The organism is Pseudoalteromonas sp. H71, from assembly GCF_001468485.1.
Lineage (GTDB): Bacteria > Pseudomonadota > Gammaproteobacteria > Enterobacterales > Alteromonadaceae > Pseudoalteromonas.
Map to the genome: position 1 here is coordinate 66,501 of NZ_LODI01000024.1, position 21,762 is coordinate 88,262.

17 protein-coding genes and 1 pseudogene are annotated in these 21,762 nt (G+C 39.4%); 12 read left to right on the top strand and 6 right to left on the bottom strand.

Going from position 1 to position 21,762, the window contains the following annotated elements:
- On the bottom strand, positions 1-126 hold a 126-nt coding region (locus ATS71_RS19055), incomplete at its 3' end, for a hypothetical protein (RefSeq protein ID WP_235591481.1).
- 3 nt (positions 127-129) lie between these two features.
- Positions 130-1,182 (bottom strand): efflux RND transporter periplasmic adaptor subunit, encoded by a 1,053-nt coding sequence (locus ATS71_RS11565; protein WP_058404968.1) that lies wholly within the window; start codon positions 1,180-1,182, stop codon positions 130-132.
- Positions 1,183-1,429: 247 nt separating this feature from the next.
- Between ATS71_RS11565 and ATS71_RS11570 the strand changes: the two genes are divergently transcribed.
- The 6 genes and pseudogenes from ATS71_RS11570 to ATS71_RS11595 all read left to right on the top strand — a co-directional run bounded on the left by ATS71_RS11570 (position 1,430) and on the right by ATS71_RS11595 (position 6,731).
- Complete coding sequence (locus ATS71_RS11570; protein ID WP_058404969.1) at positions 1,430-2,137, top strand: DUF2982 domain-containing protein; 708 nt, start codon at positions 1,430-1,432, stop codon at positions 2,135-2,137.
- A 22-nt stretch (positions 2,138-2,159) separates the two neighbouring features.
- Positions 2,160-2,492, top strand: a complete 333-nt coding sequence (locus ATS71_RS11575; RefSeq protein ID WP_010556974.1) for a hypothetical protein — start codon at positions 2,160-2,162, stop codon at positions 2,490-2,492.
- A 65-nt stretch (positions 2,493-2,557) separates the two neighbouring features.
- On the top strand, positions 2,558-4,211 hold a 1,654-nt coding region (locus ATS71_RS11580; RefSeq protein WP_235591474.1), incomplete at its 3' end, for an Lcl C-terminal domain-containing protein.
- Position 4,212: 1 nt separating this feature from the next.
- Positions 4,213-4,604 (top strand): annotated as a pseudogene (locus ATS71_RS11585) (DUF1566 domain-containing protein); the annotation flags it as partial.
- Positions 4,605-4,779: 175 nt separating this feature from the next.
- The gene (locus ATS71_RS11590; RefSeq protein WP_058404971.1) at positions 4,780-5,697 is read left to right on the top strand and encodes an ExeA family protein; all 918 of its coding nucleotides are present in this window, start codon (positions 4,780-4,782) and stop codon (positions 5,695-5,697) included.
- Between the two features lie 11 nt (positions 5,698-5,708).
- Positions 5,709-6,731, top strand: coding sequence for a general secretion pathway protein GspB (locus ATS71_RS11595; RefSeq protein ID WP_058404972.1), 1,023 nt, complete (start codon positions 5,709-5,711; stop codon positions 6,729-6,731).
- A gap of 47 nt (positions 6,732-6,778) precedes the next feature.
- Here the strand turns inward: ATS71_RS11595 and ATS71_RS11600 are convergent, their stop codons facing one another.
- Together ATS71_RS11600 and putA are read right to left on the bottom strand one after the other, a co-directional pair.
- Entirely contained in the window at positions 6,779-7,972 is a 1,194-nt protein-coding gene (locus ATS71_RS11600) for an HD-GYP domain-containing protein (protein ID WP_058404973.1), read from the bottom strand.
- A 118-nt stretch (positions 7,973-8,090) separates the two neighbouring features.
- Positions 8,091-11,894: a bifunctional proline dehydrogenase/L-glutamate gamma-semialdehyde dehydrogenase PutA gene (gene putA, locus ATS71_RS11605; protein WP_058404974.1), complete on the bottom strand. Its 3,804-nt coding sequence runs from the start codon at positions 11,892-11,894 to the stop codon at positions 8,091-8,093.
- Between the two features lie 168 nt (positions 11,895-12,062).
- Here putA and ATS71_RS11610 point away from each other — a divergent pair, with 168 nt between their 5' ends.
- From ATS71_RS11610 to ATS71_RS11620, 3 genes are all read left to right on the top strand, one after another.
- Positions 12,063-12,545: a winged helix-turn-helix transcriptional regulator gene (locus ATS71_RS11610; protein WP_058404975.1), complete on the top strand. Its 483-nt coding sequence runs from the start codon at positions 12,063-12,065 to the stop codon at positions 12,543-12,545.
- Positions 12,546-12,803: 258 nt separating this feature from the next.
- Positions 12,804-14,156, top strand: coding sequence for a magnesium transporter (locus tag ATS71_RS11615; RefSeq protein ID WP_058404976.1), 1,353 nt, complete (start codon positions 12,804-12,806; stop codon positions 14,154-14,156).
- Positions 14,157-14,177: 21 nt separating this feature from the next.
- The gene (locus tag ATS71_RS11620; RefSeq protein WP_058404977.1) at positions 14,178-15,242 is read left to right on the top strand and encodes a DUF21 domain-containing protein; all 1,065 of its coding nucleotides are present in this window, start codon (positions 14,178-14,180) and stop codon (positions 15,240-15,242) included.
- Between the two features lie 120 nt (positions 15,243-15,362).
- On the opposite strand, the gene ATS71_RS11625 is transcribed toward ATS71_RS11620, so the two are convergent.
- Positions 15,363-15,971 (bottom strand): TIGR04211 family SH3 domain-containing protein, encoded by a 609-nt coding sequence (locus ATS71_RS11625; RefSeq protein ID WP_058404978.1) that lies wholly within the window; start codon positions 15,969-15,971, stop codon positions 15,363-15,365.
- A gap of 214 nt (positions 15,972-16,185) precedes the next feature.
- Between ATS71_RS11625 and ATS71_RS11630 the strand changes: the two genes are divergently transcribed.
- Entirely contained in the window at positions 16,186-17,709 is a 1,524-nt protein-coding gene (locus tag ATS71_RS11630; protein ID WP_058404979.1) for a CYTH and CHAD domain-containing protein, read from the top strand.
- Positions 17,709-18,401: an START domain-containing protein gene (locus ATS71_RS11635; RefSeq protein WP_058404980.1), complete on the top strand. Its 693-nt coding sequence runs from the start codon at positions 17,709-17,711 to the stop codon at positions 18,399-18,401. Before ATS71_RS11630 ends, ATS71_RS11635 begins: the two co-directional genes overlap by 1 nt.
- 74 nt (positions 18,402-18,475) lie before the next feature.
- Here ATS71_RS11635 and ATS71_RS11640 read toward each other — a convergent pair whose 3' ends face one another.
- Positions 18,476-19,987, bottom strand: coding sequence for a S10 family peptidase (locus ATS71_RS11640; RefSeq protein WP_058404981.1), 1,512 nt, complete (start codon positions 19,985-19,987; stop codon positions 18,476-18,478).
- Positions 19,988-20,385: 398 nt separating this feature from the next.
- On the opposite strand from ATS71_RS11640, the gene ATS71_RS11645 reads away from it, so the two are divergent.
- Positions 20,386-21,609 (top strand): GGDEF domain-containing response regulator, encoded by a 1,224-nt coding sequence (locus tag ATS71_RS11645; protein ID WP_058405100.1) that lies wholly within the window; start codon positions 20,386-20,388, stop codon positions 21,607-21,609.
- The last annotated feature ends 153 nt before the right edge of the window (positions 21,610-21,762 follow it).

Sequence of the window (21,762 nt, forward strand, 5' to 3'; positions counted from 1 at the left end):
TGTCTCTATATCGGGGTATTCGCGAAGCGGTAACATGCTAAATGCCACTAAACCAAAGGTTAGTAGCAATAAGTTAATTACAATCGCAAAAACGGGGCGTTTAACGCTAGTGTCGGTAATTTTCACGTATTACCCCTTAACGCTAACTTTACTGCCCGAGCGAATTTTAATCAGCCCTTCAGTAATAATTTGCTGGCCATCAGTTAAGCCCTCATCAATAGCTACCCAACCGTTATTTCTGCTTGCAACGTGTACTTCTATTTTATTTGCTACGCCATCTGTAATTTTAAACACGTAGTGTTTATCTTGCAGTGGTATAACGGCCTTTTCTGGCACCATAAGTGCTTGGCTTGTACTTAACTCAAGTGCGGTATTTAGCAGCATGCCTGGACGTAATAAGCCAGATTTGTTGGCAAAACTAGCGGTTACTTCAATGCTGCGTGTAACGGCGTCAATACGTGAGCTAATATGAGTGACTTTGCCTGTAAATGTTTGGCCAGGGTAAGCGTCATTTTGCGTTAATACTTTCATGCCAATGGCCAGTTGCGCTAAATATTTTTCAGGGACTTTAAAGTCTACTTTTATAATACTAATATCATCAAGGGTGGTGAGTATGGTTGCATTATTAACATAAGCGCCTGTAGATATTTCGCGTTTTCCTAATAAGCCAGAAAAAGGTGCACGAATGGTCATTTCGCTTAACGTTGTTTTAGCACTTTCTAATTGTGACTTGGTCGCGTCTACGACAGATAATTGCTCTTCGAGCAACGATTTAGCTGTAGACTGTGTACGTGAAAGTTCTGTAAGGCGGTTAAGCTGACGCTTTTCTTCTTGTAAATTAATGCTGAGTTCTTCAACGGCTAACTCTTCTTGTCTGCTTTGCAATTGCACAAGTTTTTGGCCCTTACTCACTAAATCACCATCTTTAAAAAATATGTCGGTAACATAGTCGTTTTGTGCGCTTTTAATGTAAATAGCTTGATTTGCGCGTGCGCTACCAATTGCTTCTATCATTACAGCGTTTTCTTGCGAAGTTACTGTATGTGCAGAAACCTGTGTAGACATGTTAGAGAAATTAGCCTGTTCGCCATGGCTTGAGGGTAAATATAAGTAAACACTAAATATTAAAAGTAGTGTAATAATGAATGGAAAAAGAGCTTTACCTGATTGTCTAGAGTACATCGTTTTCATACCTGAAAATTAATTATAAGTATTGTACGAAATAAGACCGGATAAAGTCTGTTATGTGTCTCATAATTTTGTGCGTTAGGCGTAAAAGTAAGTAATATTAAAGGTGTGTACCGGTTTTTGTTTAATTAAAGCGATAAATATATGAATTTTAAAACATCTTGTAAGGCCTGCATGACAGCCAGAAAAGTAATTTTATGGGCTATTATTATGTTTATATTTTATATGGTTTTTTATCAGTATGGATAAACACACTAAAAAACCCATTAAATACCGTGCGCAAGGTTCACGAAATGGAATTGAAATCCTCATTGTGGGCGCTATTGGTTTAGTCTTTATTATGGCATTTAATTTACTAAGATCAGGCACTATTAGCATTGTTGAAATTTTTTTAGTCAGTGCCTGCCTTGGGGCTATTTTTGTGGGTTTTTTAAAAACTCAAGAACCTTATTACAGCTTAATTTTGAGCGAATCTGCTATAGAGTATAGGCATAAATATGGCCGTTGGTGCCTATCTCATAAAAACTTTCATTCTTGCGGTGTTCCAAAAGTAGAAAAAGGCTTAAAGCATTTAGAGCTAAACGCGGTTGGGCTAAAACTAAATGATATTGATGAGTTTTTAATGAGTATAACCCCTAGAATTGCGGGTAAATTACTTATAGAACAACGACATTTTTTTATGCAGGTTGTTCAAAATCATTGCAAAAATGGCAATTGCCCATCAGAATGGTTAGTAGAAGATACACAGCATCGATCTGCGCGCGGAATTAGCTATAATGGTTTAATAGCTATGTTTGCAAACAGAACCAAGCACCTTAAGTTGCTAACGGGGTATGATTTATTACTACCTGCCAGTGTACTAGACACCGATATTTGGGCTTTTAGCGCTAATTTAAATAAATGGAAGCGCGAGCCACATCAGTTTATAGCGTCGCAGCTTAAAGATTAAACTGCGGTTGTAGGAAAAGACAATGAGCCAAGAAAGAGCCTTTTTAAAAAGTGGTCGAAATACCATAATACATAAAGACAAAAAACTTGATTTAGTGGTTGTTAACTCTGACATACACCCACGAATTAAAGTAACTCAAAACGGCTTAGAGCCCTTTAAAGAAGAGTTACCAAAAAATAGACGCGATGCAAAAGACCGTTACCTAGAAATGGTATATATAAGTAGTGCCGAAGTATTTGGTGAAGAAAAGCAGTTACTTTTTATTCAGTCGTTAGATGGGCGTGAATATAAAGTTGATTACAGTAAAATTGGCACTAAATTGTTTGTTCGTATTCATCAAGATGCTTATATGTAAAGCTTAGTGGCACCTTTATTGCTTACGATTGCGTTATAGTAATTATTTGACACAAGGTGCTACGAATGAAAGCGTTAGCGTTAATCCCTCTTTTTTCCTGCATTTTTATCACGGCCTGCGGCGGTGGTGGCGGTAGTGACAGCACCACAAATATTGAAGCCTCAGTGAATGCGGGTTCAGATGTACAAGTTATTGAAAAAATTGATTTTACAATCACTGCACAAGGCTCTCCAGCGGATGGAACTTTTACTTGGCAACAAGTTAGCGGACCAAGTATAGATGGTTTTCCACTTGAAGGCGCTGAGCAAACACTGACTGCACCTGATGTAAAAGCAGATAGCGAAATTGTATTAAGGGTCAGTTATCAAAGCACTGGCAATAGCGCAGTAAGTGACGACGTTTTAATTTCGGTTAGTTCTAACAATCAACTGCCTCTAGCTGTAATAACCCAAACAGCGCCAGCTACGCTTCCTTCTGTATACCAAGATACCATTATATTAAGTGCTCTAGACTCAAGTGATCCTGATGAAAATGGAATAGTAAATGGCTATTTTTGGGAACTTATATCAGGCCCTGACTTAGATATTTCTGGCTTTGATGATTCGACATTAAGCTTTACTCATCCTTTGTTAGAAGCAAACACAACATTACTTTGGCGCTTAACAGTTACTGACGATGAGGGTGGTGAAGCCAGTACTCAATTCACAATGAGCCTTAATAAAACCAATGAATTAGTTGCCGCAAATGCAGGGGATGATCAAAATGTTGAAGAATTTGACCAGGTAACACTAGACGCAAGCAATAGCGAAACAGTCACGGATACATATCAGTGCGATTGGCAACAATTAACCGGGAATGCCGAAACACTGAGCGATAGCCAACAGTGTGTATCTACCTTTTTTGCCTCCGATGTAGACACCAATACTACGCTTAGCTTTGAAGTAACCGTTACCGATTCGAAAGGACGCAACGATACCGATACGGTGTTTATTGATATAACGCCAAAAGCGCTTGGCCTGATAAACGACAGTGGTATGGGAGAATGCTACAACAATACGCAGCGTATAAATTGCGACAGTGATGATTTTCCTGAGCAGGATGCAGAACTCGGTCGTGACAGCTATGCTAACCGCATAGATAAAGCAGGCATAGGGAATCTCGCATTTGATTATACCAAGCTTAATCAGTTTGCCGACGAGGTTGATGACTCCAGTGAAGTATTTAGCTGTATTCGTGACAATGTAACTGGGCTTGTTTGGGAAGTTAAATCCCCTTCCTCTGGTACTTTACCAAATACAACGTTACGGGATGCGCAAAACAGCTATTATTGGGACATTGGCGACACAACTACCGATGCAGATAGTACAGCAAATACAACATGCCCTAACGACACAAGTTGTGGCCTACAAACCTATGTAAATGCAGTTAATGCCATCGATTTTTGTGGGGGAACAAATTGGCGAGTCCCTACTTATACAGAGCTTCTTGGTTTAATTGATTATGGTAAGCAAGGGCAAAGCGTATTAATTGACACGGCTTTTTTCCCAAATATGCCAGAAGCGGGTGCTATTGATAATGTTAATTTACCTTATTGGACATCTCAAACTGCTGCGGATGGCACCAGTTTATCGCAGGCTTATATTATTGATATGAGTAACGGTAATGATCTTGCCTATCCAAAAGAGAACAACGCGTATGTTCGTTTAGTCAGAAGCCGATNGGACAGTATCTGACACTGAAACCGGCTTAATGTGGCAGCGTTGTAGTTATTCTCAAACCTATAATACAGAAACACTTCTGTGCGAAGGATCCACTCCTGCAGTGACGTGGCAGGAAGCTTTACGAGGAGCGACTAACGATACAACTGCAAACTATGATGATTGGCAGGTGCCTAATATTAAAGAGCTAGCCAGTATTCTAGAGCACAGCTGTACAGAGCCAAGTATAAATGAGGTTGTTTTTTTAGGCACTAAATCTCAAAACTATTGGTCTAGCACATCGGGTGTTAGTAGTATGAGTTCGGCCTGGGTTTATCAGTTTGACAGTGGGTTAAATAGTTTACGCCCTAAAACCAGTGATGTTTATTTGCGCCTCGTTCGCTACGAAAAATAAATACTAAATAAGTTTGATTAAAAAGCGCCGTTATTGGAAGTAAATTCCGAATCTGCGCTTTTTTTTGTTTTTACATAAATTTACTTTATTTCAACAATAAAGCGCTCACAACGATGTTACTGGGCGCGTTTTTTTGCCATTATAGACGGTGATTTAATTTCGAAGGAACATCGCGGTGTATTTAAGCTATTTTGGCCTGAACGAAAAACCTTTTTCGATTTCGCCTAACCCTCATTATTTATTTTTAAGCGAGCGCCATAAAGAAGCCTTAGCACACTTAACCTATGGATTGGGAGAAGACGGTGGTTTTGTATTACTGACGGGTGAAGTAGGCACCGGGAAAACAACAATCACCCGCAGCATGCTAGAGCAATTACCTGAAAATACACAAGTAGCGATGATTCATAATCCTGCGCTATCAGAACTAGAGCTGTTAGCTAGTATTTGTGATGAATTGAAGATTAGTTATGACGCACAAAATGCGACACTTAAAAGTTTAACAGACATAATAAAAAAGCATTTAGAGAGTAATAACAAAGCGGGTGGCCATACTATTTTAATTATTGACGAGGCGCAGCTACTTGCCCCCAATGTGCTAGAGCAACTTCGTTTATTAACTAATATAGAAACCGACCATAAAAAACTGTTGCAAATCGTGCTAGTAGGTCAGCCTGAACTTCAAGATTTACTAAAGCGTAATGAGTTGAGGCAGCTTGCTCAGAGGATCACAGCACGTTATCACTTATTACCTTTAACACAAGGCCAAACAGTCGCGTATATCAAGCACCGGTTACACATTGCGGGGTGTGACAAAGGTTTATTTTCAATGGACGCAATGCAGATGGTTCATAAAATGACAGGCGGTGTACCACGGTTAATGAATTTAGTATGTGAACGTGCTTTAGTGGGAACGTTCTCTAAGCAGCAACTCGTTGTAAATGCCGATATAGTAAAACAATCTGCACAAGAGTCATTACCTACCGACTTTGTTGCGACAACGAATAAGCCTGAAAAATCGTCATCCATTTTAATCTATTGCTTTGCCTTTTGCGCTCTATTTGCCTCAGGTATTGGGCTTTCTTTTATTTTATAGTTAGGTGATTTATGTCTTATTTACTAGATGCATTAAAGCAATCTCAACAAGCTGATATGAGTGCCGAGCAGTACGATTTACAGTCAGAGCAGTTAAAACAGCAACAAGCACTGGCTCGTTACCGCCGTATCGCTTTTATTTTGGGAGGCAGCTTAGCAGCCTTTGTTACGATAACAGCCGGATTTACTTTTGGTAAGTGGATGCAATCATCAGGCTCTGTTGAACCCTCTAATGTAGTTAGCAGTCAAAGTAATGAACAAGTAACGACCCAATTAGAAACAGAAGCATTACCCGTCACTCAACAAGCTAAAGTGAATGAAAAGCCTAAACCTGAACAGCTACCAAGCAACACCGCAACTATTGAAGGGCAATTAGTGCACGTGCAAACACCCACGGGTATTCAGCAAATGTTATTAACGCCTACGGGGCAGTATATTCCTATGCCATCAACAGGTGCAGCTAACGGCATTCAACAAGTTTATAATCAGCCTCAGCTTTTAAATACGCAAAATTATAATCAGCTAAACCAAGGTCAACCGAATCCACCCCCACAGTTTACGTATAACCAAGGCAATGTTAAGCAAACTCAAAATACGTCTTCGACAAGTATTGATATGAGTAAGTATAAAGTGTTGGGTAAGCCAATTAGTGGTGCAGCGCGAGCTGAACCTAAAAGCGATCCTGAGCTTAATGCTGTGCCAACTACACTTAAAAATGCGTTTGCGCAGGCAGTGCAAGATGTCGATAAAAACCAAGATTATGAGGTAACTCAAGCCTCAAAATCGTCATCTCGGGTAGAGCCTATCGAATTGTTACCAGACGGCCTTCAAGCAATGCTACCAAGTATTAAATACCAAGCACATATTTATTCATCAAGTGCAGATAAACGCTGGATAAAGCTAAATGGGCGAGAGCTTCACGAAGGTGATAGCATAGGTGCATTAATGGTTAAAGAAATTACACCAGAGCAAAGCGTGATTGATTTTGACGGTTACGAGTTTAGCTTAAAAGCCCTGCAAGACTGGCCGGAGTAACAAACAAGTATAAGCTCAGTGAGTAATACTGGGCTTATACTGACAATTTAAGGTAATACAGAGTTTTTGTAAAAGCGCTCTAAATCAATATTGAAATCGCCGGCCTTTACGGTTGATTCGAGTGAGTCCACAATTTTTTTGTTTGATAAATCAATATCAAGCACTTCGGTGTAACGGCTGTGTTTTGCACTATAAAACGTTTTAACAATCGGCTTTAATGGCATCGCTGGATTACTTTCTGTCACAAGCCCAACTTTTTGGCTTGAAAGCTTTACTAATGTGCCCACTGGGTGAATTCCAATACACTGAATAAACTTAGTTAGTAAAGCGCCGTCAAAGCTATCTGGGCAGCCATCTTTTAATATTTTAAATGCCTTGATGGGTTCCATGCCCGATTTATAAACTCGCTCTGCAGTAAGGGCGTCATATACATCAACAATAGAGGCCATGCGAACATACTGGCTTATTTCATTTCCTTTTTTACCAAAAGGGTAACCAGTACCGTCTATACGTTCATGGTGCATACCCGCAATATCTACTGCAATACCCGTTAAACCTGACTCTTCTAAAATTTGTTTTGAGTAAACCGCATGCTGCTTCATTATTTCAAATTCTGCTTCGGTTAAACGCCCAGGTTTATTGAGGACTTCATCTGGCGTTTTTATTTTACCAATATCATGCAGTAGCGCACCGGTAGTAAGCTCTACAATAATGTCTTTTTCAATATTAAGGTGTTTTGCAAAAATACCCATTAAAATAGATACGTTTATAGAATGCTCTAGCAAGTAGGCATCTTTTTGGCGCATTTGCGTCAGGCAGGCTAGGGCATCTTGGTTTCTAAAAACTGAATCCATAAACCCACTAGCAAGCTCTCTAAATGGGGCTATATCGATATTCAAGCCTGACTTTATATCTTTAAATGCTTTTACTTGCAGTGTTTTAGCTTCGTCATAAAGCTTTTTAGCTTTATTCATTTCTTGTGCTGCGCTATGCGTTTTTTGCCAGGGGTCGCGTTCTATTTTTGCAGAAGGAGCTTTGATTGGTTCTTTTTTAGGGACTTCTTGGGTCAGTGTTTTGTCTGGGTCGATTTCAATTTCTAAAATCCCCGCTTTAATTAGCTTATCAATACTGGTTTGGGTTTTTACCCAACCTTGGCTTTTAATTTTTACTCTGCCCGTTTGTTTTGTAACGCTTTGCACAAACATTCCAGGGAGTAATTTAGAAACTGGGAGCTTTTTCAATTTCACTGCTTAACTAATAAATCTGTATTAAATGTAACAAACTTTACGCGTTTTAAATAGAAAAAAGGCACTTAACAGTGCCTTTTATATATTTATTAAGTAATTAGTATTAGCTCAATTAATCATCATCTTCAACTAACGTCATCAATGATGTATTTCCACCCGATGCCGTTGTATCTACACTAATTGTTTTTTCAGTGATAAGACGTTTGATTAATGTGTCGTAATACTCAGAACTGATCACCGGTAATATAGCGCCTTTACGCTGCGCAAGTTGTTGGCTGAAGTAACCTAAACGAGACGAACGCGCTGCAACAACTGCGCCGGCTAAATGAGGATGCCCCAAAATCGCTTGTAACTGATTAGGTTTAGCTACTTGGAATACCCCTTCGGCAACACCTGTAGCAATAAACTTCTCTCTGAATGCTTCGGCTTCTTCGTAAAACATTTCAGAGGCAACTGTAATTACTGTATTACCCGCGGCCAAGGCAGTAATGATAGATAACGCCCAAAAGTTAAAAGACGTGCTCTTATCGGCATAACAAACAACACAGCCGCGTGCTTCTAAATGAAGAGTATTAGACTCACCCGTTGGCCCAGGCAGCGTTGTAAATTTACGCATGTGCTTCTCAAGGCGGTTTAGCTGCGCACGCGCATCGGCTAGCGTTAATGCTAAATCGTCAGCTAAGTCATCAATAATCTCTACCGTAGCAATTTTGGCAAGAAGCTGGCGAACAGCAGATACACGGTCATTAAGCGGGGTTGCTCGCCAAATTTTTTCATCGCGCATTGAGTTAGCCATTAGCTTTTCTACTTGGGCATTTGCACCGCTGTAGTGGTGTAAATCAAGCTCATCAGGCGTTAGGTTCGTCATTTGCACGTTTTCTGGTGATGCTTTTTCTTTCACCAAACGCTGTAGGTAGTTTGGACCACCGGCTTTAGGGCCCGTGCCAGATAAACCTCGGCCACCAAATGGTTGCACACCAACAATTGCGCCAATCATATTGCGGTTTACGTATACATTGCCAGCACGAGACATTTTAGCAAGGTACTCGCAACGCTCTTCAATACGTGAATGGACACCCATTGTTAAGCCGTAGCCTGTATTGTTTATCTGATCGATTACGTCATCAAGTTGATTCGCTTTAAACCGAACAATATGAACACATGGGCCAAATACTTCGCGCTTAAGTACAGAAAGATCTTTTATTTCGTATAAACGAGGAGCAAAGAAGTACGCACCATTTTCACTGTTGTCCGGAATCTTACATTCATAATGAAGTGTTGCATTGCCTTTTAAATACTCAACATGTTCAGTTAAGTTTTTAAGTGCTTTTTCATCGATTACAGGCCCTACATCGGTAGATAACAATGACGGATCACCAATATGTAATTCAGCCAAAGCACCTTTAAGCATTTCAATGATGCCGTCGGCCACGTCTTCTTGAATAAACAATACACGTAGAGCTGAACAGCGTTGACCAGCGCTTTGGAAACCAGAACTTATAACATCATCAACGACCTGCTCAGGCAGTGCTGTTGAGTCAACAATCATACAGTTTTGGCCACCTGTTTCGGCGATTAATGGCACTTGTATATCGTTTCGTGCTGCAAGCGTTTGAGAAATTAATGTGCCGGTTTCAGTTGAACCTGTAAACATAACTGCTTGAATACGTTCATCAGGAACAATTGTTTTACCCACTTCACTACCGCGTGCAATAACAGGCTGTACAACGTGCTCAGGTAAGCCAACCGATAGCATAAGTTCAATGGTACGTAGAGCAATTAAGCTTGTTTGTTCAGCCGGTTTGGCAATAACGGTGTTACCCGTCACAATAGCAGCAGCCACTTGGCCTAAAAATATAGCGAGTGGGAAATTCCATGGGCTAATACACAGGATTACACCTCGTGCTTCAAAGCGCTCATCTTCTGAGAGTTCTTCGGCTCGTGCAGCGTAGTAACGACAAAAGTCGACTGCTTCACGTACTTCATCTATGCCATCCTGTGCTACTTTACCCGCTTCTTTGATACAAATAGCAACGAGTTCGTCGTGATGACGTTCCAAAATATCAGCAATGCGGCGTAATAAATTAGCACGGTCTTTTACAGGGGTTTGCGACCATGATTCAAACGCTGCTTCTGCATTAGCAAGTAGTGTTTTCATTTCATCGCCACTTTGTAGTTTTACATGGCCGATGATTTCTTTATGGTTTGCTGGGTTTTTAACAGCAAGTGACCCATCAGGGACTTGGCTTTGATCTATTCGATGTTCGTTAAACCAGTTGTCTAGGTTTTCTTTAAACGGGGTAATCACGTTTATATCGGTCAAGTCCATGCCTTTAGAGTTGGCGCGTTCTTCGCCGTATAAATCAATTGGCATTTTAATTTGCGTATTGTATTTGTTACGAAGTCCTTGCAGCGTTTCTACCGGATCTGGCAGCAATGTTTCTACCGGTTTAGAGGTATCAACTATGGCATTTACAAACGACGAATTTGCACCATTTTCTAGCAAACGTCTAACAAGATACGCCAGTAGGTCTTCGTGTTGGCCAACCGGGGCATACACGCGACATTGAATTTTTTCTTCACTTACAATTTGGTCAAATAGTGACTCACCCATACCGTGTAAACGCTGGAATTCAAACCCTGTGTTATCGCCTTTAGCCACTTCTAAAATAGTTGCTGCAGTGTATGCATTGTGCGTTGCAAATTGTGGGTATAGCACATCACGTGCTTCTAGCATTTTAATTGCACAGGCTTTGTATGATACGTCTGTTGTGGCTTTGCGGGTAAATACAGGGTAGTGATCCAAACCATCTTGTTGTGTAGTTTTAATCTCAGTATCCCAGTATGCGCCTTTAACTAAGCGCACCATTAGTTTACGACCTACACGCGTAGCAAGCTCTGTTAGCCATTCAATAACAAAAATCGCACGTTTTTGATACGCTTGAACAGCTAAGCCAAACCCTTGCCAGCCATCCAACTCTTTATCGCTAAATACGGCTTCGATAATATCCAGTGAAATATCTAAACGGTCAGCTTCTTCAGCATCTACCGTAAAACCAATATCATACTGTTTTGCAGCTAGAGCAAGCTCTTTTAGCTTAGGTACAATTTCTGCCATTACTCGATCTTTATGAGTGAACTCATAACGCGGATGAATAGCAGAAAGCTTTACAGAGATACCCGGGCTTTTAATCGGACCACGGCCATTTGCCGCTTTACCAATTGAGTGGATGGCATTCATGTAGCTGTCAAAGTAGCGTTTAGCATCTTTACTTGTACGCGCGCCTTCACCAAGCATATCGTAAGAATATACATAGCCTTTTTGCTCTGTGTCGGCAGCACGTTCAATTGCTTCGTTTATGGTACGACCCATAACGAATTGCTTGCCCATAATTTTCATTGCAAAGTTTACAGACTTGCGAATAACTGGCTCACCTAAACGACCAATGGTCTTTTTAAGCATACCAAACTGTTGGTCTTTGGTTTTATCTGTGTAGTTAACCATTTTACCGGTTACTAATAAGCCCCAAGATGATGCATTTACAAATAAAGAGTCGCTACTGCCTAAATGAGAGCTCCAATCACCTTTTGCTAACTTGTCGCGAATAAGGGCTTCTTGGGTTTCTTTGTCTGGTACACGAAGCAGCGCTTCGGCTAAACACATTAACACTACGCCTTCTTCACTTGAAAGCGAAAACTCATTGAGTAGCGCATCTACACCGCCTTGACCATCTTGTTCTTTACGGATGTTTAAAACAATCTGGCGGGCTCTTTCCCAGGCACGGCTTCGTGCTTTAACGCCTACTTCTGCAAGCGGTAAAATATGATCGATAACCGCATTTTCGTCTATGCGGTAAAAGTCACGGATTTTTTGTCTTATAGGACAGTCAGTTGTTAAATCGCCGTTGAATAACATAAGCAACCCTTAGCAGTGTTAAGATTTAAAGTAAATTTAATTACCAATAAAATACCAGTGATATTGAGAGTGCATTCTAAATAAAATTCAGCAGAATATGCTGGTTAAATTTGTCGATTTACGATAATTTACAGGGCATAAATTTAACTTATCCGCATAAAATTCTGTATGACAAATCCAAATAGATTACGCATGCTAGATCGCATTGATTTAGCAATTTTAGACGTTTTGCAAAAAAACGGCAGAATTTCTAACGTTAACTTAGCAAAACAAGTTAATTTAAGCCCAAGCCCATGCCTTGATCGCGTAAAGCGATTAGAGCAAGAAGGCTATATTGAGGGTTATTATGCTAAATTAAGCGAAGCTAAGTTAAACCAAAGCTTAGTGGCTCATGTTCAAGTGTCGTTGGTCACTTCAAATACTGCTGTATTTAAAGTATTTAAAGAACACATATTAAGAATGGAACAAGTTGTAGAATGTGACATGGTTGCAGGCGGTTACGACTACTTATTAAAAATACGTGTATCTAACATGGAAGAGTACAGGCAAGTGTTGGGAGACTTAGTTGATATCCCCGGTGTAGGCACACATCATACTTATATGGTTATTGAAAAAGTAAAAAAAGATAAAGGGTTATTAATCGAAATTTAATCCCACACATTTAAAGCATACATAATAATGCTTGTATGCTTTAGCATTCATAGTTGCCCAGCTTCCTTCCCTTATTGTTTTCTAATACCTTAATTTCATATTTTTAATTTATAAAGAAATAATTAGTACTGCCTTTGTTTTGCCCATACAATGCGAAAAATAGCATGCACATCTTTAATAAAATACCGTTTTTTCTGCAATTTTTAATTGAGAAGGTAAACTGTCAATAATGTGCTTTTTAATTTTAAGGTTTTTTTAATGATTGAGTATCCGGTAGATCAACTCCCACAACTCATAAACGACTTACTGCAATGCGATACCACAGAACGTAAGAATAAACTGTTGATCGACGCACAAAGCACACTTTCTACAGAGCATCTATCGTTATTGTTTGAAGCAATACCCAAAGAGCAGCGGCTCGAAATTTGGCAATTACTCGACGAAGATACACAGCATGAAATTTTTGTAAATTTAAGCCCTGACAGTTGTTTATGGTTACTGCAAACACTTGATGACAGTGATGCATTTAAATTACTTGATGAAGTAAATGTAGAAGAGCTACTTGAATTAGAAGAAGTGATACCAGAGCGGTTTGTCGACTATGCAAAAAAGCAATTAGATGAAGCGCAAACCAAGCAGTACGAGCTAGCACAACAATACCCACCAGAACAACTAGGTCACTGGCTAGGTTTTGATATTTTAAAGGTGTCTGACAAGTTAACTGCGGGTGGTGCAAAAAAACTTTTATTTAAAGGTGTACCGCAATACAGCGAAGTTATTTATTTAGTGACCCGAAAAGGCAGTTTAATTGGTGAAGTGGCCATTAACGATGTTATTAAAGCACACGATAACGATAATTTAATGACACTAGCAAATCATGATTTTTCATCGTTGCATGCAGACGATGATTTATATGAAGCTGCTGAAGTCGTAATTCACTCTGAGCAAATGGCTATGCCTGTTGTAAATTCAGATAATAAATTATTAGGGCGATTAACAATTGCCTCTGCTTACGAACTTCGCCAAGAAATAACCGATGAAGCCACCGCAAAGGCCGGTGGTTTACGAGAAGACGAAGATTTATTTGCCAGTGTACGAAAAAGTGCTAAAAACCGTGGTATTTGGCTAGGTATAAACTTGGCCACTGCATTTTTAGCATCATGGTTTATTGGTTTATTTGGCGCCACTATAGAGCAAGTGGTTGCTTTAGCTGTACTTATGCCGGTTGTAGCCTCAATGGGAGGAATTGCGGGTAGCCAAACATTAACCGTTATCGTGCGTGGTTTGGCTTTGGGGCAGGTGACTGATTCAAACCGCAATGCGTTACTTAAAAAAGAACTAAGAGTCGGGGCTGTTAACGGTTTAGTGTGGGCATTTGTAATTGGTTTACTTACCTACTTATGGTTTAACGATTTGATGTTAAGTGTAACGATTACAGTCGCTATTTTATTAAACTTAGTAGCGGCCTCGCTCGCGGGCGTTGTAATACCATCAATTTTAGACAAAATGAAAATAGATCCAGCGTTATCTGGCTCTGTTATTTTAACAACGGTTACCGACATTGTTGGGTTTGTGACCTTTTTAGGTTTAGGCAGTTTGTTGCTGCTATAAACTTTTTAATAGGAAAATAAAATGACGTTTGATGTCATGATTTGGTGTGCTATTGCTCTGTGTATTTCGCAATCGGCAATATTTTCGGGGTTGAATTTGGCGTTCTTTTCGTTAAGCCGATTACAGCTTGAAATGGAAAGTTCAAAAAGAAACGAAGCGGCAATTAAGGTTATGGCACTTCGTAACGACTCTAACTTTTTACTAGCAACCATTTTGTGGGGTAACGTGGGTATTAACGTTTTACTCACGTTGCTCTCTGATTCTGTGTTAATGGGCGCTAGCTCGTTTTTATTCTCAACGATTGCGATTACGATAATCGGTGAGATAACACCTCAAGCTTATTTTTCTCGTAATGCATTAAAAATGGCGAGTATGCTTTCACCATTAATAAAGTTTTATCAAGTTTTGTTTTATGTTGTTGCTAAACCAACGGCCTTGGTACTTGATGCATGGCTGGGCAAAGAAGGTATTACCTATTTTGCTGAAAGCGAGCTTAGAGGAATAATACGAAAACACATTGAGGCGGAAGAAGCTGATGTGCAACATGTTGAAGGTATTGGTGCACTTAACTTTTTTAGCTTAGACGAAATCAGTGTAACTAAAGAAGGGGAAATAATTGATCCAGATTCTATAATCTCTTTACCTACTAAACTTGATTTACCTATTTTTCCTGAACTGACATTATCAGCCGATAATGACTTTTTACGTAAATTACACAAATCGGGCTATAACTGGGTAATTTTGACTAACAACGATGGGTGGCCGTTATTAGTGGTTGATGCCGATGGTTTTTTACGAGCAGCATTATTTGAGCCAGATACTTTTGACCCTTACCATTTTTGCCACAGACCTATTATTGTAACGGATGAAACACTGCGTTTAAGTGAAGTTATTTTAAAAATACGCGCAAATCATTCGCTCGATAAATCGTTTGATGGTGCTATTGATCACGACGTTGTGTTGGTATGGGGTGATGAGAAGCGCATTATTACTGGTGCTGATATATTCGGTCGTTTATTAAAGGGAATGAATGCGCCAAAGTTAGAGATGAACGAAAATAAAGAAGTACAGCCGCTGGCAAAATAGTAAGTTAATCTATTTTTTATAGTTAAGCCAGTGCTATATATGCATAGCTCAATATTTGATATGCGAATAAAAAAGCCGCTAATAGCGGCTTTTTTATTGAACAACATTCATTCAATTCATTTATGCCCAACCTTCGTAACGCTTACGGCGCGACAAAACAATGGTTAAAATAATTCCCAAAAATAACCCTAAAAATGCAATCGCACCGCCGTAGGTAAGTAGTTGTCGTTTTTCTTTTGAACTAGCGGCTTCTTTTTGCGTGCGCTCTTGCGCGAGTGTTGTTTGCAGGCTTGTAATTTGCGCGGATAATTGCAGGTTTTGATCGGTTAAGGTTTGATTTTGCTTTTGTAGCTGCGGTAGTTCTATTTGAGCAAGGCGTAAATTTTCCTGCATGGTGCTCATTTCGCTGCTTAAGGTTTGGTATTGTTGATGTAACCCAGGCGTAGTAGAAATAAATTTAGTTTCAATCCAACCTTCGCGGTCTTTGTCGTCCTTTATTTTAATAAAGCCGTTTTCTTCGCCAGACAGTACGGTTATTTTTGTTCCTGCGTCTACAGAGCCTAGTAGTCGATAATTTTTACTCGCCCCTGAACGCATAAATGTATATAAATTGTCGATGATATAAGCGGTATTTGCATCTGATGAACTCGCTGTTGTTGCTTCATCTTGTGCGTAGCTTATAAACGTAGTGGCTGTTAAAAGTAGCCCGAATAAACAATATTTTAGCATTTATCTACCTTGTTGTTCTTACTGAGTCCGTTATGAACATGGTTTTTTAATTCACATATAAAGCAAGATAGTAGGGATTTAGCCTTTTAAAAGCAAGGCTGATATTGTAACCCTGCCATGATTAAACCACTCAAAAAAGCTAAAAAATTTGCATTGTTAGAGCGCTTTGTTTATTTTGACCACTTATTTATTTTAAAGGTAATCCGCAAACCGAATGGATACTGAGATAGAACTGAAATTTTTGGTATCAGATGCCGTTGTCCCACTGATCCCCTCATTAATTACTCAATTTGCAAAAACGGTTATTAATAAGCCTTCACGTAGTTTGCAAAATGCTTATTACGATACGCCTAGCCGTGAATTAAGAGCCCTTGATATTGGTTTTAGAACCCGTTGTTCTGACAATCAGTGCGAACAAACTATTAAGCTTGCTGGCGAAGTGGTAGGTGGCCTTCATCAGCGCCCAGAATATAACTTACCTATTGATTCCAGCCGCCCAAACTTGATGGCGTTTAGTGCTGACATTTGGCCTCATGGAATGCAGGTAGATGCGATTTCACAAAATTTATTTCCTATTTTTAGCACTAATTTTATTCGTCGTACGTGGTTAATTGAAACGCAAGGCGGTGCAAAAATAGAGGTCGTGCTTGATAAGGGCGAGATTGCTGCTTCTGGGCAAGTTGAGATGATCAGCGAGCTGGAAATAGAATTAATCGAAGGCAGCCGCAATGAACTGTTTGCTTTGGCCGATATTTTAGTTAGCCAAAACTGTATTCGACTTGGTTTGTATTCAAAAGCAGCGCGTGGCTATCGTTTAGCCGACGATAATCCACTTAAGCCTAGTAAGTCGATTGGATTTGTTAAGCTTCCTCGCTCTGCAACCCAAGAAAACGCTTTAAAAGAAGCAATGAACTTTGGTATTCGGTTTGTGCAAAAGCATGAGCAGTGTTACTTCGATAAACCGAGTTTAAAAACCTTAAAAAGGGTGACTGACGGTATTAGTTTAATTCGTCATACCTTTTGGTTGTTTGACGATATAGTCTCTAAAGACAGCACCGAACAATTACGCACCGAGCTTAAGTGGCTTTTGAGCGAGTTAGCATGGGTAGAAAATGCAATTCAGTTAAAAACTTATACGTCAAAACGTCATGCCTTTTATAAAAAAATAAATGCAGCGCCCGCTTTGGCGCAAGTTATTAACGACTTAAAAGAGCTGCAGCCAAGTATTGATGACATTAATGCGCTGTTTCATAGTGCCCGGTATAATCGTTTATTGCTCTCGTTAACAACATGGTTGATTGACAAGCAATGGCGAAAAGATTGGGGGCAGGTAGAGCTCCAAGCTGCAGAAAATCCAGTGTCTTCAATTGCTGAAAGATTGTTTAATAAAGACTGGAAAAACCTGCACCAGTTATTGCCAAAAGAGCAAACGCTAGGCGTAGCTGACTACCTTAATTTACGAATGCAGCTTGAAAACAGTTTGCTAAGCGGTAATTGCTTAGGATCGATGTTCGATAAAGAAGAGCGTCTTGAGTTTAGATTGCCGTGGTTAGATATTTCGCATGGTGTTTATGAACTCAGTACCCTTGAGTATTTAAAGCAATTATGTGCTGGCCAAGAAGATGAGCAACTAGCCAAAATTCAATCTTGGTTAGAGCAAAAATCGGAATACTTAGTCAGTGCAATGGAGCAAAGTCGGCTTGCTTCGTTTGACATAGCGCCTTATTGGCAAAAATGATGATCAAGCACTTTTGCAATTTAATCCCAATGCAAAAGTGCATTTGCTTCCTAATTATTTTGTTAAGCTTTAACGTTTACTCTGAGCCTCGTTGGCTATTATACAAAAACGAGCAAGGAGTAAGCATTGAGTATCAGCAATTTTCTGATGATACGTTTGTTGTAAAAGGCCAGCTTAATATTGAAGATGTAACAGCAAATGACTTCTTAGATTTATTAAGTGATACGCGTATTGCGTCAAGTTGGCTTGAAAACACGTCTAAAGTACTTTTAATTAAAGCACTTAGCCCTTCAGAAAACCTCGTTTATAGCTATATCGACTCTCCTTGGCCTGTTGCAAACCGAGATGCTGTTACCTATTCGTGTTATTCAAGATTATCTCCGCAGCAAACTAAGCTTTCTATTGAATCGCGTCCAGAAGAATTGCCATTAACTAAGCGTGTAGTAAGAATTAAAACGCTTAATGCACATTGGTTTCTGACACAAAAAGACGAAGATTTAAATATTGAATATCAGGTTTACGCCTTACCTGGAGGAAATATTCCAACCTGGCTATACAATAAGGTGGGACTTAAAAGTACCTTTAAAACGCTGGTGAATTTACGGACAATGCTAGAAACTAAAAGCTACAACGCACGCGAACCGGTTATTAAAGCTGGCGCTTGTAATTTACGCGAAATGACAGCTAAATAAGTCATTACAAAACAGCAAGGGATTACACCTATAAATGACTCAGTTAAGCCATTTATAGGTGATTGCTCAGTATTTTAATATTTGGCTGATTTAGACTCTTTAGGTAGTGAGTTTTGAATAAACTCTCTTAAGTCGTTATTTGAACTTTCTAAGTCAGCATGGCGAAGGTACATCATGTGCCCACTTCTGTAGCCCTTAAAACTCAAACGATCTTTCATTTTTCCACTTGGATCTAATTGCCACATTGTGTACTTGGCATCAAAGTAATTGGTTGCACCATCGAAATAACCCGCCTGTACCATTACATTTAAGTAAGGGTTTTGAGCCATTGCTAAGCGAAGGTTTTCACCGGTATTATTGCCACTTCTATCCCAAGGATGAACGTTACCAAATAAGTTATATTTTATGTCGGTTTTATAGTTTAACTCTTCGCGCAGGTAGTAATTGATTGCAGGTGTAAACGAGTGTAACCATGAAGTCAGCTCTGCCCAGTAGTCAGGTGAATCTCCTGCATCGCGTTTGTCTATGCCTAGGTAGCGAGAGTCTAAACGGCCGACTGTTTGGCCTCTATCACGTAATAATTCTTTCCAGAAGTATTGCGTAGGGATATCAAGGTTGTTTTGATCGACAAACGTGTCTGAAAGGCCAGCATACGCAGCCATTTTTTTAATGATACGACGCTTTTCGTCTTGCGCTAAAAAGCCACCTTTTGCTAAAGCTGGTATTAATTCGTTTAAAGTAAATTGCTCAACTTCAGGAAGGAGTTCGTCTAAATCTTTTGCTTGTAAATCGGCATTTAGTGCTTTGTGATACCACGCGGTGGCTGCAAAGTATGGCAAACGATTTGCCGCTTTAACTGGGCCTTCGCGTTTAATTCCAATGTCTGTTGGTGACACTAATACAACACCGTTAATATACATCCATTGGCTATTTTGTAGCTCATGTGCAAGGCCCGATACGCGTGTTGTGCCATAGCTTTCGCCAATTAAAAACTTTGGAGATCGCCAACGCTCTGTTCTATTTACAAAGGTATTTAGCCACTCGCCAAGGTATTTAATGTCGGCGTTAACGCCAAAAAACATCTCTTTTTGTTGAGCTTTAGAAAGCCTTTCGCCTTTTTCGTTTTCAATAACTCGCGAATAACCTGTATTCACAGGGTTTACATAAACAATGTCGGCAACATCAAGTACAGAGTATGGGTTGTCTTTAACACCATAGGGTTGAATAGGGTAGCCTTCATCATCAATTTTTAATACACGTGGGCCGGTGTAGGCTAAGTGCATCCAAACTGAGGCTGAGCCAGGGCCACCATTAAAAGAAATGAGCAATGGACGTTTGGTTCTATCATCAACTTTATCGCGTGTGTAATAGGTGTATTGCAGTGTAGCAACGGCATCGCCTTTGTCGTCCCATACGGGTTGAGTGCCTGTTGCAACCGTATAATTAAAGCGTTGACCATTAATTTTAGCTTTGTGTTGGGTGATAACTTTACTATCTACATCAATACGGCGTTGATTATCAGCATTAGCATGGGTACTGAGCATTAATGCAAAAACCGTGATTGGTAAAATACGACTAAGCTTCATGAGGTATCCTTATTATATTTAATAACTCATTAAAGATAAAAATGAGTGAAATAACAAAGGTAATGAGACTAGCTGCCGATATAAGTGGTTAAGTTAATTAAAATTAGCTGGTAAGTAGATAAAACGATTATTAATGGTTTAAATATTTGTTTAATTATTTAGCTAATAATTAAAATCAGGTATATTTGCTTGTAGGTTTGTTTTTTTATTATATCTGTCGATTTACAAGCTACTTAATGGAATGTGCTTTAATATTTAAAGCGTTCAATAACAATGACTCTGGATGTTTTTTACTTATTTTTACTTATTTTTGCTGCGTAAAGCGTAGTACCGGTAAGTTTTATTATTTTGCATTTGCAGCAAATGTTGCAAAAATAATGAGAACAAAGAGAAGGTCTATGCAAAGAGTATTAGTGGTTGAAGACAGCAAAGTAGTGCAGCAGGTTTTACGCCACTTAACCGCCCAGTATTTAGATGTTGCCGTTGATTTTGCTTGGTCTTTAGCTGAGTGCAAGGCTTACGTAGAAAAGTACGACTATTCCCTAGCGCTTGTTGACTTAACACTTCCAGATGCCCCAAGTGGCGAAGTTGCCAAATACACACTTTCTAAAGCAATTCCAACGGTTGTGCTTACATCAAAGATAGACGAGTACAAACGCCAGCAAATGCTAGAAGATGGTGTGGTTGATTACGTTATAAAAGATAACCGTGATTCTTATCATTATGCTGTTAAGTTAGTATCACAACTTCTCAGAAACCAAGGCTGTAAAGCGTTAATTGCCGATGATTCTATGTTGAGCCGTTCATTAATGAAACAAATGCTCGAAAAGCAATTATTTGATGTGACAACCGCGAATGATGGACAGCAGGCACTTGAAATACTAAAAGCTGATGCAGATATAAAGTTACTTATGACTGATTACGCTATGCCTACAATGGATGGCTTTGAGCTAGTTAAAGCCGTTCGTAATTTTAGAGGGCGAGACGATTTAGCCGTCATTGGATTGTCTGGCGCAGGTAAACATGGTTTATCAGCACGTTTTATAAAATATGGTGCAAACGATTTTTTAACTAAACCGTTTATGAATGAGGAGTTTCATTGTCGTGTACTGCAAACTATGGAGCAGTTATCGCTGATTGCAGATATAAAAGAAAGTGCATTTAGAGATCATTTAACGGGTTTATATAATCGACGTTACTTTTATCAATATGCTGAAAAGCTATTAAAAAACAAAGATCAAAACAATACGCTTGCGTTACTTGATGTGGATTTTTTCAAAAATATAAACGATACATTTGGTCACGAAGGCGGCGATCAGGCGCTTAAACAGGTTGGCTCACTTATTCGCTCAACCTTTGCAAAATTTACGGTAGCAAGAGTCGGTGGAGAGGAGTTTGCCATTGTGTTACCAGACATAGGTTTAGCGAGAGCTCGCGAGTACCTTGAAGCATTTAGAAAAAAAATGGCGAGTTACGATTTTTCTATTAGTGACAAGCCATGCACGATAACGGCGAGCATTGGGCTTGCAGAGTTTCAAAATACGAATTTAAAAGATGCGATGCGCGTTGCCGATAAAGCGTTATATGAAGCAAAAAGTAAAGGTAGAAATTGCATAGGATAAAAACGTGTTAAGTTTTGGTGCAGTGTTACATGTGCACCAATGTAGCTAAGTTGTTAAAAAAGCGCACCTAAATGGTGCGTTTTTTTTGTGGTAAAGCAAAGTATTTTAATTAAGTTATTGTTTTTAAATTAGATTAAATAGTGGCACAAAGGT

Excerpts from the sequence above, each read along its gene's own strand:
- ATS71_RS11565 (WP_058404968.1), bottom strand. The coding sequence starts at position 1,182 with ATGTACTCTAGACAATCAGGTAAAGCTCTTTTTCCATTCATTATTACA.
- ATS71_RS11570 (WP_058404969.1), top strand. The coding sequence starts at position 1,430 with ATGGATAAACACACTAAAAAACCCATTAAATACCGTGCGCAAGGTTCA.
- ATS71_RS11575 (WP_010556974.1), top strand. The coding sequence starts at position 2,160 with ATGAGCCAAGAAAGAGCCTTTTTAAAAAGTGGTCGAAATACCATAATA.
- ATS71_RS11595 (WP_058404972.1), top strand. The coding sequence starts at position 5,709 with ATGTCTTATTTACTAGATGCATTAAAGCAATCTCAACAAGCTGATATG.
- putA (WP_058404974.1), bottom strand. The coding sequence starts at position 11,894 with ATGTTATTCAACGGCGATTTAACAACTGACTGTCCTATAAGACAAAAA.
- ATS71_RS11610 (WP_058404975.1), top strand. The coding sequence starts at position 12,063 with ATGACAAATCCAAATAGATTACGCATGCTAGATCGCATTGATTTAGCA.
- ATS71_RS11615 (WP_058404976.1), top strand. The coding sequence starts at position 12,804 with ATGATTGAGTATCCGGTAGATCAACTCCCACAACTCATAAACGACTTA.
- ATS71_RS11620 (WP_058404977.1), top strand. The coding sequence starts at position 14,178 with ATGACGTTTGATGTCATGATTTGGTGTGCTATTGCTCTGTGTATTTCG.
- ATS71_RS11625 (WP_058404978.1), bottom strand. The coding sequence starts at position 15,971 with ATGCTAAAATATTGTTTATTCGGGCTACTTTTAACAGCCACTACGTTT.
- ATS71_RS11630 (WP_058404979.1), top strand. The coding sequence starts at position 16,186 with ATGGATACTGAGATAGAACTGAAATTTTTGGTATCAGATGCCGTTGTC.
- ATS71_RS11635 (WP_058404980.1), top strand. The coding sequence starts at position 17,709 with ATGATCAAGCACTTTTGCAATTTAATCCCAATGCAAAAGTGCATTTGC.
- ATS71_RS11640 (WP_058404981.1), bottom strand. The coding sequence starts at position 19,987 with ATGAAGCTTAGTCGTATTTTACCAATCACGGTTTTTGCATTAATGCTC.
- ATS71_RS11645 (WP_058405100.1), top strand. The coding sequence starts at position 20,386 with ATGCAAAGAGTATTAGTGGTTGAAGACAGCAAAGTAGTGCAGCAGGTT.